The sequence below is a fragment of the Pseudomonas sp. T1.Ur genome, assembly GCF_023516725.1.
Taxonomy (GTDB): Bacteria; Pseudomonadota; Gammaproteobacteria; order Pseudomonadales; family Pseudomonadaceae; genus Aquipseudomonas; species Aquipseudomonas alvandae.
Genome location: NZ_JAMGSN010000001.1, coordinates 46,886 through 60,235, shown reverse-complemented (window position 1 = coordinate 60,235; position 13,350 = coordinate 46,886). Strand labels below are relative to the sequence as shown.

14 protein-coding genes are annotated in these 13,350 nt (G+C 62.5%); 5 read left to right on the top strand and 9 right to left on the bottom strand.

Going from position 1 to position 13,350, the window contains the following annotated elements; genetic code table 11:
• Nucleotides 1-29: 29 nt before the first annotated feature.
• Nucleotides 30-818 carry a YfaP family protein gene (locus tag M8Q45_RS00320; protein WP_249873159.1) on the bottom strand — a complete coding sequence of 263 codons (789 nt, stop codon included), beginning with the start codon at nt 816-818 and terminating at the stop codon, nt 30-32.
• A 235-nt stretch (nt 819-1,053) separates the two neighbouring features.
• Here M8Q45_RS00320 and M8Q45_RS00315 point away from each other — a divergent pair, with 235 nt between their 5' ends.
• From M8Q45_RS00315 to M8Q45_RS00295, 5 genes are all read left to right on the top strand, one after another.
• Nucleotides 1,054-2,190 (top strand): Fic family protein, encoded by a 1,137-nt coding sequence (locus tag M8Q45_RS00315; RefSeq protein WP_249873158.1) that lies wholly within the window; start codon nt 1,054-1,056, stop codon nt 2,188-2,190.
• Between the two features lie 307 nt (nt 2,191-2,497).
• Nucleotides 2,498-2,740: an exodeoxyribonuclease VII small subunit gene (locus tag M8Q45_RS00310; RefSeq protein WP_003185917.1), complete on the top strand. Its 243-nt coding sequence runs from the start codon at nt 2,498-2,500 to the stop codon at nt 2,738-2,740.
• The gene (gene ispA / locus M8Q45_RS00305; protein WP_249873157.1) at nt 2,737-3,624 is read left to right on the top strand and encodes a (2E,6E)-farnesyl diphosphate synthase; all 888 of its coding nucleotides are present in this window, start codon (nt 2,737-2,739) and stop codon (nt 3,622-3,624) included. The genes M8Q45_RS00310 and ispA overlap by 4 nt, the downstream gene beginning before the upstream one ends.
• 113 nt (nt 3,625-3,737) lie before the next feature.
• Nucleotides 3,738-5,636 (top strand): 1-deoxy-D-xylulose-5-phosphate synthase, encoded by a 1,899-nt coding sequence (gene dxs, locus M8Q45_RS00300; RefSeq protein ID WP_249873156.1) that lies wholly within the window; start codon nt 3,738-3,740, stop codon nt 5,634-5,636.
• Between the two features lie 145 nt (nt 5,637-5,781).
• A complete protein-coding gene (locus M8Q45_RS00295; protein ID WP_249873155.1) occupies nt 5,782-7,662 on the top strand; it encodes a TonB-dependent receptor domain-containing protein in 1,881 nt (626 codons plus the stop codon).
• Nucleotides 7,663-7,798: 136 nt separating this feature from the next.
• Here M8Q45_RS00295 and M8Q45_RS00290 read toward each other — a convergent pair whose 3' ends face one another.
• The 8 genes from M8Q45_RS00290 to ribH all read right to left on the bottom strand — a co-directional run bounded on the left by M8Q45_RS00290 (nt 7,799) and on the right by ribH (nt 12,960).
• Complete coding sequence (locus M8Q45_RS00290) at nt 7,799-8,584, bottom strand: cobalamin-binding protein (RefSeq protein ID WP_249873154.1); 786 nt, start codon at nt 8,582-8,584, stop codon at nt 7,799-7,801.
• Nucleotides 8,584-9,003 (bottom strand): hypothetical protein, encoded by a 420-nt coding sequence (locus M8Q45_RS00285; protein ID WP_030140453.1) that lies wholly within the window; start codon nt 9,001-9,003, stop codon nt 8,584-8,586. The genes M8Q45_RS00290 and M8Q45_RS00285 overlap by 1 nt, the downstream gene beginning before the upstream one ends.
• Nucleotides 9,000-9,617, bottom strand: coding sequence for a GTP cyclohydrolase II (gene ribA / locus M8Q45_RS00280; protein ID WP_030140454.1), 618 nt, complete (start codon nt 9,615-9,617; stop codon nt 9,000-9,002). The genes M8Q45_RS00285 and ribA overlap by 4 nt, the downstream gene beginning before the upstream one ends.
• Before the next feature lie 109 nt (nt 9,618-9,726).
• The gene (locus tag M8Q45_RS00275) at nt 9,727-10,485 is read right to left on the bottom strand and encodes a substrate-binding periplasmic protein (RefSeq protein WP_249873153.1); all 759 of its coding nucleotides are present in this window, start codon (nt 10,483-10,485) and stop codon (nt 9,727-9,729) included.
• 11 nt (nt 10,486-10,496) lie between these two features.
• A complete protein-coding gene (locus M8Q45_RS00270; protein WP_030140455.1) occupies nt 10,497-11,000 on the bottom strand; it encodes a phosphatidylglycerophosphatase A family protein in 504 nt (167 codons plus the stop codon).
• Complete coding sequence (gene thiL, locus M8Q45_RS00265; RefSeq protein WP_249873152.1) at nt 10,997-11,962, bottom strand: thiamine-phosphate kinase; 966 nt, start codon at nt 11,960-11,962, stop codon at nt 10,997-10,999. The genes M8Q45_RS00270 and thiL overlap by 4 nt, the downstream gene beginning before the upstream one ends.
• Before the next feature lie 24 nt (nt 11,963-11,986).
• Nucleotides 11,987-12,487: a transcription antitermination factor NusB gene (gene nusB, locus M8Q45_RS00260; RefSeq protein WP_057713127.1), complete on the bottom strand. Its 501-nt coding sequence runs from the start codon at nt 12,485-12,487 to the stop codon at nt 11,987-11,989.
• Nucleotides 12,484-12,960, bottom strand: coding sequence for a 6,7-dimethyl-8-ribityllumazine synthase (gene ribH / locus M8Q45_RS00255; RefSeq protein ID WP_030140459.1), 477 nt, complete (start codon nt 12,958-12,960; stop codon nt 12,484-12,486). Before ribH ends, nusB begins: the two co-directional genes overlap by 4 nt.
• Between the last annotated feature and the right edge of the window lie 390 nt (nt 12,961-13,350).

The following is a 13,350-nucleotide window of genomic DNA, read 5'->3' as shown; positions in this document are numbered from 1 at the left end:
CACAAGGGCCTGTTCATCCGAGGAACGGATTAGTAATTGAAAGTCTTGACCAGCAACAGATCGCCAATGGCGCGCAGGGGCACGACAAAGGTCTCGCGTCTTTCATCGACGGTGTTTTCGTTGAGCACCAGGTTGATCTGCGAGGTGATCACCTCGTTCTGGTTGCTGGTTTCATCGAAGTTGTAGCCGCCGTCGCCGTAGTTGCCCCAATAGTTCACGTAGACCAGGTAGGTGCCGTGCATCGGCGCGGTCATGGTGAACATTTCGGGACCGGGACCGTCGACCCCGTCCGGGTCCAGGCCGCCGCCGTTGCTCAGGGCCGGCTGGCCAAAGAAGGCATGTTGGCCGTCGGGTGTGACGATATGCAGGTCGAGTTCGGCGTTCGGATCGTCCCAGCCCAGCACCACGCGGATCTGCGCCGGGGTGCGCAAGTGGTTGGCTTCATAGAACTGCACGCGCTTGAGAGACTGGCCCTCGGAGCTGCGCACTTCGACACTGTTGGAGCCGGCGCCGAACGCATACGGCCGGGCGAAGCGGCCCTCTTCATCGGTGTAGAGATTCAGCGGGTTGCCGTTGACCGACAGGCTGTGGGGCTGGCGCGCCGTGCCCATGTCCTTGATCCGGCCCTCGATCATCGTGCGATTGCGCTGGATGCCGCGGTCGATGGGCGGCGTGGGATAGGCGACCTGGGGGTTTTCCGTGCGATCGAGCAAGCCGCTGTAGCGCCAGCCGCCGACCGGCTCCGACATTTCAGCCGAAGGCCCGGCCCACGCCAGCGGCGCACCGAGCAACACGATCAGTAAAGAAAGAAAACGCACGTAAGCCTCCTGCCATGCACGACGCAACCCGACACCCTTCCCGGGGCGCTGTTTGTCATTATTCGGGTTTCGTCTGAAGGCCCCGTTACGAGGGGCCGAAGATGGCGCGAAGAGTAGCCATTTGACGGATTTTTCACAATCGGGGAACACGCGATTCTGTGTGGGAAATCACGTACTGAGAAGGGCATGAGCCGAATAGCGCTATTATTCGGCTCAATTCATTCTGGACAGGCCCATGGCACCCCACTGGATCTGGCAACAGCCCGATTGGCCCGACTTTCGCTGGCATGCTGAAACATTGGCACCGCTGCTGCGCGAATGCGTGCAGGCCCAAGGCCAACTGCTTGGCATGACGGGCGCGGTCACGGCTTCGCTCAACGCCCAGAATGAATTGGATGCCTTGCTGCAAAACATCGTGACCTCCTCGGCCATTGAAGGAGAACAACTGAATGTGGGCTCGGTGCGCTCGTCCCTGGCCCGTCGACTAGGTCTGGAGCCCGTCGACAATAACCCCGCCAGCCCACGCAGCGAGGGCTTGGCGAATCTGTTGCTGGACGCAACCCGGCATTTCAACCAGCCGCTGACTGTCGAGCGCTTGCTGGATTGGCACGAGTGGCTGTTTCCTGATCAAACCAGCGATCTGGCTCATCGGCAGATCCGCGTCGGCACGCTACGCGGCGATGAACCGATGCAAGTGGTCTCGGGCAGGCTGGACCGACCTACCGTTCACTTCGAGCCCCCCCCGCGCCAGGGTCTTGAAGAGCAGTTGCAGCAGTTTGTCGACTGGTTCGAGGCAAGCCGTCATCAGGTCGATCTCGACCCATTGCTGCGAGCCGGCATCGCTCATTTCTGGTTCGTCACCCTGCACCCATTCGACGATGGCAATGGCCGCCTGACCCGCACCCTGACCGACCTGGCATTGGCTCAGGGCGAGGCCCAGGCGATCCGCTTCTACGCCATGTCCGTAAGCATCCTGGATGACCGCGCCGGTTATTACCGAATCCTTGAAAACAGCCAGAAGGCCACGCTGGATATCACCGCCTGGCTGACCTGGTTTCTGCAAACGCTGTTGCGCAGCCTGCACACAGCGATGGCGCAAATCGAAAGCGTGCTGGGCAAGACACGGTTCTGGCAGGCCCATCGCGCCTCAGCGCTCACCCCTGAACAGACCAAAGTGCTTGACCGGCTACTCGATGGAGGTGAAAAAGGGTTCGAACAGGGGATCAGTGCCGCTCAATACCAGGCCGTGGCCAAGGTCTCAAAGGCGACGGCCACGCGACACCTGGCGGAACTGCTGGAAAAAGGCTGCCTGGAGCGGATGCCCGGTGGCGGACGCAGCACCCGGTACAGAATCAACTATCCAGACAACTGAATACCCGATTGTGGCGAGGGAGCTTGCTCCCGCTGGGCTGCGCCCCGTAGGAGCTGGCGAAGCCTGCGATCTTTTGATCTTTTGATCTTTTGATCTTTTGATCTTTTGATCTTTCGCTTGAGATTCAAGTGTCTCGGGAAAGATCGCAGCCTCGCTTCGCTCGACAGCTCCTACACAGCCCAGCGGGAGCAAGCTCCCTCGCCACAAAAGCCCTGGATCACAGCCCGCGTTACCCCGCCCTGATTTGCCCGAACACCCCATGTCTGCTAGTGTCGCGCCGGTTTAACAGTCAACCGGAATAGCCGCCATGGCCCGCAAAAAAGCTGCACTGGATTTCGAACAATCTCTGGCCGACCTGCAAACACTGGTCGAACGGCTGGAGAACGGCGAATTGTCGCTGGAAGACTCGCTGACTGCTTTCGAGCAAGGTATCGGCTTGACTCGCGACTGCCAGGCGGCATTGGCCCAGGCCGAGCAGAAGGTGCAATTGCTGCTTGAGCGCGACGGTGAGTTGACCGAAGAACCATTCGACGCGGAACAGCCTGAATGATCGGCGCGTATCAGGCCAGCAGCCAGGCCCGGGTCAATGCTGCACTGGATAGCTTGTTCAGCGCCCCGAGTCCGGAACTGGCGCGGCTGTACGAAGCCATGCGCTACAGCGTGATGAACGGCGGCAAGCGCGTGCGGCCGCTGCTCGCCTATGCGGCGTGCGAAGCCCTCGGCGGCGCGGCCGAGCAGGCCAACGGCGCTGCCTGCGCGGTTGAGCTGATTCACGCCTATTCCCTGGTGCATGACGACCTGCCGGCCATGGACGATGACGACCTGCGTCGCGGCCAGCCAACGACCCACAAAAAATTCGACGAAGCTTGCGCGATCCTGGCCGGTGATGGCCTGCAGAGCCTGGCCTTCAGTGCACTGCTGGACCCGACCCTGAGCGATTGCCCGGCGCAGGTTCGCCTGGACATGGTCAGCGCCCTGGCTTTGGCGGCAGGCCCTGCAGGAATGGTCGGAGGCCAGGCCATCGACCTCGGTTCGGTGGGCTTGAAGCTCGATCAGGACGCGCTGGAATACATGCACCGGCACAAGACCGGCGCGCTGATCGAAGCCAGCGTCAAGCTCGGCGCCCTGGCCAGCGGCCGGGCCACGCCCGCACAGCTGCAAGCCTTGCAGATCTACGCCCGGGCCATCGGCCTGGCATTCCAGGTGCAGGACGACATTCTCGACGTCGAAAGCGATACCCAGACCCTGGGCAAGCGCCAAGGCGCCGACATCGCGCGGGACAAGCCGACCTACCCGGCCCTGCTCGGCCTCGATGCCGCCAAGGCCTACGCCCTGGAACTGCGCGACCAGGCCCTGGCTGCGCTGCGACCCTTTGACGCGGCGGCCGAACCGTTGCGCGATCTGGCGCGTTATATCGTCGAACGACGCAGCTGATACACGGTCAACCCATTTAAGTGCGTATCGGCCAAGTTCCGGCCGACGCGTGGGCAGCTTGCGATGCATAAGGTAAACTGCCGCCTCTTTCTATACCTATAACGATTCGCCTGATGCCCACGACGTTCCAAGAGATTCCCCGCAAGCGCCCGACCACGCCCCTGCTGGACCGCGCCAACACGCCGGACGGCCTGCGTCGCCTGGGTGAAGCCGAGCTGGAAACCCTGGCCGATGAGTTGCGCCTGGAACTGCTCTACACGGTCGGCCAGACCGGTGGGCACTTCGGCGCGGGCCTTGGCGTCATCGAGCTGACCATCGCGTTGCATTACGTGTTCGACACCCCGGACGACCGGCTGGTGTGGGACGTCGGGCACCAGGCGTATCCGCATAAAATCCTCACCGGGCGTCGCGACCGCATGGGCACGCTGCGCCAGAAGGACGGCATCGCCGCCTTCCCGCGTCGCTCCGAGAGCGAATACGACACCTTTGGCGTCGGCCACTCCAGCACCTCCATCAGCGCCGCCCTGGGCATGGCGATTGCCGCCCGCCTGCAAAACAGCGAACGCAAGGCGATCGCCGTGATCGGCGACGGCGCACTGACCGCCGGCATGGCCTTCGAGGCGCTGAACCATGCGCCGGAAGTCGACGCCAACATGCTGGTGATCCTCAACGACAACGACATGTCGATCTCGCGCAACGTTGGCGGCTTGTCCAACTACCTGGCGAAGATCCTTTCCAGCCGCACCTACGCCAGCATGCGCGAAGGCAGCAAGAAGGTCTTGTCGCGCCTGCCCGGCGCCTGGGAAATCGCCCGCCGCACCGAAGAATACGCCAAGGGCATGCTGGTCCCCGGCACGCTGTTCGAAGAGCTGGGCTGGAACTACATCGGCCCTATCGACGGCCACGACCTGCCCACGCTGATCGCCACGTTGCGCAACATGCGCGACCTCAAGGGCCCGCAGTTCCTGCACGTGGTCACCAAGAAAGGCAAAGGCTTCGCCCCGGCGGAAGTCGACCCGATCGGCTACCACGCCATCACCAAGCTCGAACCCCTGGACGCCCCGGCGGCCGCGCCGAAAAAGGCCGGCGGACCGAAGTATTCCGGCGTGTTCGGCCAATGGCTGTGCGACATGGCCGCCGCCGACCCGCGCCTGGTGGGCATCACCCCGGCAATGAAGGAAGGCTCGGACCTGGTGGCCTTCAGCGAACGCTACCCGCAGCGTTATTTCGACGTGGCGATTGCCGAACAACACGCGGTGACCCTCGCCGCCGGCATGGCCTGCGAAGGCGCCAAGCCTGTCGTGGCGATCTACTCGACGTTCCTGCAGCGCGGCTATGACCAACTGGTCCACGACGTAGCCGTGCAGAACCTCGACGTGCTGTTCGCCATCGACCGCGCCGGGCTGGTGGGCGAAGACGGCCCGACCCATGCCGGGAGCTTCGACTTGTCGTACCTGCGTTGCATCCCCGGCATGCTGGTCATGACGCCAAGCGATGAAAACGAACTGCGCAAGATGCTCACCACCGGCCACCTGTTCAACGGCCCGGCGGCGGTGCGCTACCCGCGTGGCACCGGTCCGAACGCCACGATTGAAAGCGAATTGGAGCCGATCGAGATCGGCAAGGGCGTGATCCGTCGCCAGGGCAAGCAAACGGCCCTGCTGGTGTTTGGCGTACAACTGGCCGAGGCGCTGAAAGTCGCCGAGACACTCGATGCCACCGTGGTGGACATGCGTTTCGTCAAACCCCTGGACGAAGCCATGGTCCGCGAGATGGCCGCCAGCCACGAACTGCTGGTAACCGTCGAAGAGAACGCCATCATGGGCGGCGCCGGCTCGGCAGTCAGCGAATGCCTGGCGCGGGAAAACATCCTCAAGCCAGTGCTGCACCTGGGTCTGCCGGATACCTACGTCGAACACGCCAAGCCGGCGCAGATGTTGGCCGAATGCGGGCTGGACGAGGCGGGGATCGAAGCGGCGGTGCGGCTGCGGTTGCAGCTGTTGGGCCTTTAAGACCAACCAACACAAGACCCTGTGGGAGCGAGCTTGCTCGCGATAGCGGACGATCAGCCAACCCATCCATGGCCTGACACACTGCTATCGCGAGCAAGCTCGCTCCCACAAGGATCTGTGTAGATTTGAAATATCCAGAACACCCATGAAACACCGCCTCGCCCTCACCCTCGCCCTGCTACCCATCCCCGACCTGCTGGCCGACACCTTCGAACGCGATCAAGCACTGACGTTGCCCGATATCCTGATCAGCGCCAACCGCCAGGTCGAGGCCCGCAATGACAGCAGCGCCGCCAACACGATCTTCACCCGCGACGACATCGAACGCCTGCAACCGGCCAGCGTCACCGACCTGCTCAGCCGCGTCCCGGGTGTGCAGGTTGCGCCACTGGGCGGGCGCGGCAGCCTGCCGGGGATCTATATTCGCGGCACCAAGTCAGCCCAGAGCCTGGTGCTGGTGGACGGCCAGCGCATCGGCAACGCCACCTCCGGCGACAGCAACCTGCAGCGCCTGAACATCAACCAGATCGAACGGGTGGAAGTCTTGCGCGGCTCGCGATCGGTCATCTATGGCGCCGACGCGGTGGGCGGGGTCATTCAGATTTTTACCCGACGCGGTACCGAACAAGGCCTGCAACCACGCTTGCACCTGGGTGTTGGCAGCCACAGGACATGGGAACGCAGCGTGGGCCTGTCCGGAGGCGACGAGCAGACCCGCTTCAACCTGGGCGCGAGCCTGGACGAAACCGCAGGAAGCAATCGGACCCACGAGTCCTACGCCAGCGACCGCGACGACGACGCGAACCGCAATCGGTCCTTCAGCCTGAGTTTGAGCCATGCGCCCAGCGATGATCTGGAAGTCGGCGTGAACCTGCTGGATAACCGCGGCAAGAGCGAATACGACAACCCATTCGGCCGTTTCGACCCCAACACCTTCGAGTCCCTGCCCCAGCAGCCCTACAGCGAATTTGCCGTGAGCAGTTTCAGCAGTTATGTGGACGGGCGAATCAACGATGCCTGGAAATCCCGCCTCGAATTGGGCCACAGCGAGAACCGCGAGAACACCTACGACAAGCTCAGCGGTGTGCGGGAGATCTTCAATACCTATCGTGATTCGCTGACCTGGCAGAACGACGTGACGCTCGACGAGCGCAACAGCCTGATCGTGGGCGGCGACGGGTATCAGGACCGGGTCAACAGCAGCACACCGTTCGATGAAGACAGTCGCTGGAACCGCGCAGCGTTTATCCAGCACCGCTTCCGGGCCGAAAGGTTTTCCACCGAACTGGGCCTGCGTCGCGACCAGAACCAGCAATTTGGTGGACAGAACAGTTGGAGCGGCACCCTGACCCTGCCGGTCAACCCGGACAACGATGTGCTGCTGACCTACAGCGAAAGCTTCCGCGCGCCGACCTTCAACGACCTGTACTACCCGGACTACAGCAACCCCGACCTGAAACCCGAGACCGCCAAGGGCTACGAACTGCAATGGCGCAGCCAACTGAGCGACCGTGCCAGCCTCGAGGCTTCGCTGTACCGCACCGACCTGGAAGACGCGATCATTTTTGGCCGCGACTCACGTCCGCAGAACGTCGCTTCGGCGCGGATCAACGGCTTCGAGATGGCCTACCGGCAAGAACTGTTCGGCTGGCAGGGCAAGCTGGGCCTGGCCCTTATCGACCCGCGCGACCGCGACAGCGGCCATACCCTCGCCCGCCGCGCCCGACGGACGCTGAACCTGGACCTGGATCGGCAATTCGATCGCCTGGGCCTCGGTGCCACCTGGCAAGCGGTGAGTGGCAGCTACGACGACGAGAACAACCGCAATGCCCTGGGCGGCTATGCCCTGCTCGGGCTGCGCGGCAGCTGGGCGCTGAGCCGGGAAGTGAAGCTGGAGATGAAGGTGGATAACCTGTTGGACAAGGGCTACAGCCGGGCGCTGTATAGCCATGACAGTCAGCAATATGGGTATCGGGAGGAAGGTCGGGCGTGGTTGTTTGGGGTGACTTGGACCCCGGCGCTCTGATCCAGAACCTGTAGCGTCTGGACTGGCCTCATCGCGAGCAAGCTCGCTCCCACAGTTGATCTTCAGTGACCACAAGTTTTGTGTTCACAACAAAACCTGTGGGAGCGAGCTTGCTCGCGATTGCAGGCGCCGTGGTCTACCGATCGGGCGCAATCAACCCGCACAACCGCGCCGTCGCCTCGATCATCTGCCCGCTGGGCCGCTCCAGCCCTTTGTCATTGACCAACAGCAACCTCCCCTGCGCCACCGGCCAGGCCTTCCAGGCATCGAGCTGCGTCGGGTCCGTGGCCAGGATCATCTGCGGTTGACGCTGCAACACCGACTCCACGCTCACCTGCGGCGCCGGTAGATCAAGGTCGGCGAAAACATTGTGGGCGCCACACACGGCCAGCGCGTCACTGATGATCTGCCCACCTCCGACGGTGTACAGCGGCCGGTCCCAGACCTGATAGAACACCGACACTGGCGTGTCCCGTCGGTAGCGTTGACGCAGCGTCTCAAGGCGTGCGCGCAACTGCGCTGCTCGCTGCACGCCCCGTTCCGGACGGCCGAGCTGGGTGGCGATGTCTTCGATTTGCGTGATGAGTTGATCGAGGCGGTGGGGCTCGGCGGTATAGGTCGCAATGCCCAACCGCTTGAGCTGCTCGCGCTGCGCCGGGCCCACACTGCCCGGCCAGAGCAGGAGCAGATCAGGCTTGAGGCTGAGCAAACGCTCCATGTCCAACTGGCCGTAACGCCCAACCGAAGGCAGATCCTTCAGGACCGGCGGACGTTCACCGCCATCCAACACGCCCACCAGCAGGTCGGCAGAATCGAGCTCGACAACGATTTCCGAGAGCGAGGGCGCCAGGCTGACCACACGGGTCGCCGCCACCGTCGAGGCGCTGGCGGCCAGCAGCAGGACCGCCAGCCAGAGACGCATCAACCGAGCTGACGCGGGATGCGATACAGGTAGAACAACACGGCGGTGGACAACGCCAGGAGCATCAGCGGCACTGCTTCGAGGCCGACGAACACCGCCAAGGCGCCAATCCACGCTGGCAGGCCTGCCACCAGGAAGGCTGCGCGCCGCCGCGCCGCCAGGGTGATCCAGGCTTGGGGTTCTTCAGGTGTATCGAGGGACTTTTGCGTGGCGATCAGGGCGTTTTTATAGCCGCCGAAAAACCGCAGGCTGACAAACATCGACGCCACGCCCGCAATGAACAGCGGCATCGCCAGCACCGGCAGGATCGCCTCGCCCTGGCCGAATACCGCGTTGATCACGAACAGCGGCAGCAAGGCCAGCGCCAGGTACTGCCACCAACTGACGGCCAGCCGCCGCCGAACCTGACCGCGCGTCACGCCCGGTCGACCTCGCCCTGGTGCTCGTTGCCCATCATGTGGTCGAGCTTGCTGGCCTTGGTTGCCAGGTAGAGTTTGTTGTGCGGGTTGTGGCCGGTGTGCAGCGGCACGCGCTCGGCCACCACGATACCCATGTCGGTCAGCGCCTTGACCTTGCGCGGATTGTTGGTCATCAACCGCAAGGACTTGATACCCAGGTGCTCGAGCATCGGCAAGCAGATGCTGTAGTCGCGCAAGTCGGCGGCAAAGCCGAGGCGCTCGTTGGCTTCCACCGTGTCCGCACCGCCGTCTTGCAGCTCATAGGCGCGGATCTTGTTCAGCAGGCCAATGCCACGCCCTTCCTGGCGCAGGTACAGCAACACGCCACGACCTTCACGGGCGATGGCCTGCAATGCCGCTTCGAGTTGCGAGCCGCAATCGCAGCGCTGGCTGAACAGGGCATCGCCCGTCAGGCATTCGGAGTGCAGGCGGCCGAGTACCGGAGCGCCGTCGGCGAAATCACCCAGGCTCAGCACAACGTGTTCGCGACCGGTGGCTTCATCGAGAAAACCATGCATGGTGAATTGCGCAAAGGGCGTTGGCAGCTTGGAAGCGGCAACAAAAACGACAGGCACCGGTGTGCTCCTGATCTAGTACTGGAGATTCGCAGAGACGGGCATTGTAACAGCAGGTTCCTACAGACGTTTAGGCTGAATTACTCACCATCATCATCGAAAAGTTTAATCACGGCTTCGGTGGCTGGCCATTCTCGTCAAACGGATAGGGTTGCTTCCAGCGTTCGAAAATCGGTTTCAACTCGCCACTCTTCACCAGCACTTCCATGCGGCGGTCGAACAGCGCCCGCAATGCGCGGCCGTTTTCGTTGTTGGCGAACCCCAGGTACAGCGGCAGGTTGATCAGCGGCGAGAGTTTGAATTGCTTGGGATCGTCGGCCTTGGCGAGCACATCCTGGATTTCCATCAACGCATCGATATAAAAATCGGCACGATCATGGGCCAGCATCGGCAAGATACCCACGGCGCGGTGAATTTCATTGAAACGCCGGATGTTGGGCAGGTAGTTGTTGTATTCGTACCCGCGCATCCACACCAGTCGATAGTTGCCAATCGTCGCCAGCGTCGGTGATGGCTTGGAGGCCAGCCCCAGGGCATAGATATGATCGACGTCGTAGTGCCAATGCGGGTACAGCAGCCCTTCGGTTTCATCGCGATAGGCGCCGACCTGTGCGTCCATCTCCCCACGTTGCACCAACCCGATCGAGCGGGTGTAGGGCACGCTGCGGATCTCCAGCTTGACGCCTTCAGGCTCGAACACTGCCCGCAAGATGTCCCAGCCCATGCCCTGGCCATCGGCCTGGGTGTAGTCGGCCCACTCTTCGCTGGCCGCACGGATCTTGCCGGGCAGCGGCGCCGATTCGGCCGCCGGCACACCGAGCAGCGCCCCTAAACACAGCAACAGCAGTAGTGCGCGGCTTACGCCCATGCCTGGTTCCCTCAGGTAAAACACCACACCAACCCTTGCATTGCGAGCCAGGCAAACACCCCGGCCAGGACATCGTCGAGCATGATGCCGACACCCCCGTGTACATGCCTGTCGATCCAGCGGATGGGCCATGGCTTGAGGATATCGAAGAAGCGGAACACCAGGAAACCCGTCAGCAACCAGTACCAGCCTTCCGGCACCAGCCACAAGGTAATCCACATGCCGACCATCTCGTCCCAGACGATACCTTCATGGTCATGCACCCGCAGGTCGTCCGCCACTTTGCCACATAACCAGAAGCCGAACAGCATGGTGATGCCAAGCATCAGCCAGTAGCCCCAGTCCGGCAACATCTGCCACAACGGTATGAAGGGTAGCGCAACCAGCGAGCCCCAGGTGCCCGGTGCTTTAGGCAAAGTACCCGAACCAAAGCCAAAAGCCATGAAATGCCAGGGATTGCGCCACACCGAAGGCGGGACAAACTCTGCCGGAACCTGATTGGGATGATCTGTCACGGTGTCTCCCGAAAATGTTGATAGCCCCGTATTTGTGGGGTGATGTCACGCCCAAGGCTGTCCACCAGCATGACGCCCTGCCCGGCACTGACCTTGCCGATCACATGGATCGGCCAACCTTCGGCCAGAAGCGCCGATAATCGGACCGGCGGCAGGGTAAACAACAATACGTAGTCGTCGCCACCGCTCAGGGCCGCCTGTTGGGCGCCCGGCTGGCCGAGCAATGCCACCAGAGCGTTGGACAACGGCAGTCGGTCCCGTTCAACAGTCAGTGCCACATCCGAGGCTTGTGCGATATGGCCGCAATCGGCCAGCAAGCCATCGGAGATATCCATCGCCGCGCTGGCCTTGCAGCGCAATACCCGGCCGAGGTCGATTTGCGGCTGCGGTGACCAGTAATGCGCCAGCAGCGGCCCGCCGACCTCAGGTTCGGCGCTGCGCTGGCCGAGGACCAGCGGCAACGCGCCAGCGGCATTGCCCAGCACGCCGCCGACACACAACAGGTCGCCCGGCTGCGCGCCGCTTCGGATCAAGGCCTGCCCGGCCGGCACGCGACCGAACACGGTCATGGTCAGGCTCAACGGTCCGCGGGTGGTGTCACCGCCCACCAGCGCCACGCCGCACGCCTGGGCCATCTGGCTCAAACCGTGGGCGTACGCTTGCAGCCAATCGGCGGTCACGGTTGGCAGGGTCAAGGCGAGGGTGAAGGCAACAGGGCTGGCGCCCATGGCAGCCAGGTCGCTCACCGCCACGGCCAGCGAGCGCTGGCCGAGCAGGAACGGGTCGCAAGGATCAGGAAAATGCACACCGGCCACGAGCGTGTCGGTGGAAACCGCCAGCTGTTCCCCGGGAGGAACGGCCAGCAAGGCGCAGTCGTCGCCGATCCCCAGCGCAACGCCCTCGCCGCCCTGCGCGCATGGCGCAGCGGCGAAGTAGTTACGGATCAGCTCGAATTCACCCATTACGGTGTGCCGTTCAAGCGCCAATCAGCGCTTGAACGCCTTCACTTCAGCTTCACGCAGGCGCGGGGCGAGCTTGTCGAGCACACCGTTGACGAACTTGTGGCCGTCGGTGGAACCGAAGACTTTCGCCAGTTCGATCCCTTCGTTGATCACCACGCGGTACGGCACGTCGACTCGCTTGAGCAGTTCCCAGGTGGACAGGCGCAGGACCGCCAGTTCAACCGGATCCAGTTCTTCGATGGTCAGGTCCAGGCAAGGCGTCAGCGCAGTGTCGATTTCGGTCTTGAACTGCGGAACCCCGTGGAGGATTTCGCGGAAGTACGCGCCGTCGACATCACTGAAATCGTTATCGACGCGGAACTGCGCTTCGATCTCGTTCAGCGATTGCTTGGCCATATGCCATTGGTACAGGGCCTGAGTCGCGAGCTGACGGGCTTCGCGACGCTTGGCGCTCTTCGATGGCTTGCCGGCGTCCGCAGGCTTTGGATCGCGCGGGTTGAAACGATCGCTTTCGTCGCTAATCACTTGGCCTCCAACTGCGCCAGCAGGCTGACCATTTCCAGGGCGGACAGGGCCGCTTCGGCACCTTTGTTGCCGGCCTTGGTGCCGGAACGTTCGATGGCTTGTTCGATGGAATCAACGGTCAGCACGCCGAACGCGACCGGTACGCCGAACTCCATGGACACCTGGGCCAGGCCCTTGGTGCATTCGCCCGCCACGTATTCGAAGTGCGGAGTACCGCCACGAATGACCGCACCGAGGGCGATGATCGCCGCGTATTCGCCCTTTTGAGCGACTTTCTGCGCAACCAGCGGGATTTCGAAGGCGCCAGGCGCACGGATAATGGTGATGTCGCTTTCGCTCACGCCATGGCGAACCAGGGCATCAACCGCGCCGTCGACCAGGCTCTCAACCACGAAACTGTTGAAACGGCCAACTACCAGCGCGTAGCGGCCCTTGGGGGCGATGAAGGTACCTTCGATGGTCTTCAGGGTCATTCGTCAGATCTCTTAAAGAGCCGGAGCACGTTCTATACGTGCTCCTCAGTGATATTAGCCACGAATACAGGGCCGTGGATCCCGCCATCTCGTTCACTTGCATATTTTCTGTGGTAAGGACGCTTACTCCCGCCGAACCACGTCGCAGGAGCTGCCGAGTGCAACGAGGCTGCGATCTTTCCCCAAACACTTGAGTTCCAAGCGAAAGATCAAAATCAAAAGCTCGCAGCCTTCGGCAGCTCCTACACCCGTCGAACCACGTCGCAGGAGCTGCCGAGTGCAACGAGGCTGCGATCTTTCCCCAAACACTTGAGTCCCAAGCGAAAGATCAAAATCAAAAGCTCGCAGCCTTCGGCAGCTCCTACACCCGTCGAACCACGTCGCAGGAGC

What these genes read in the sequence shown, in the direction of transcription:
- M8Q45_RS00315 (WP_249873158.1), top strand. Translation starts at nt 1,054, where the DNA reads ATGGCACCCCACTGGATCTGGCAACAGCCCGATTGGCCCGACTTTCGC.
- M8Q45_RS00310 (WP_003185917.1), top strand. Translation starts at nt 2,498, where the DNA reads ATGGCCCGCAAAAAAGCTGCACTGGATTTCGAACAATCTCTGGCCGAC.
- ispA (WP_249873157.1), top strand. Translation starts at nt 2,737, where the DNA reads ATGATCGGCGCGTATCAGGCCAGCAGCCAGGCCCGGGTCAATGCTGCA.
- dxs (WP_249873156.1), top strand. Translation starts at nt 3,738, where the DNA reads ATGCCCACGACGTTCCAAGAGATTCCCCGCAAGCGCCCGACCACGCCC.
- M8Q45_RS00295 (WP_249873155.1), top strand. Translation starts at nt 5,782, where the DNA reads ATGAAACACCGCCTCGCCCTCACCCTCGCCCTGCTACCCATCCCCGAC.
- M8Q45_RS00290 (WP_249873154.1), bottom strand. Translation starts at nt 8,584, where the DNA reads ATGCGTCTCTGGCTGGCGGTCCTGCTGCTGGCCGCCAGCGCCTCGACG.
- M8Q45_RS00275 (WP_249873153.1), bottom strand. Translation starts at nt 10,485, where the DNA reads ATGGGCGTAAGCCGCGCACTACTGCTGTTGCTGTGTTTAGGGGCGCTG.
- thiL (WP_249873152.1), bottom strand. Translation starts at nt 11,962, where the DNA reads ATGGGTGAATTCGAGCTGATCCGTAACTACTTCGCCGCTGCGCCATGC.
- ribH (WP_030140459.1), bottom strand. Translation starts at nt 12,960, where the DNA reads ATGACCCTGAAGACCATCGAAGGTACCTTCATCGCCCCCAAGGGCCGC.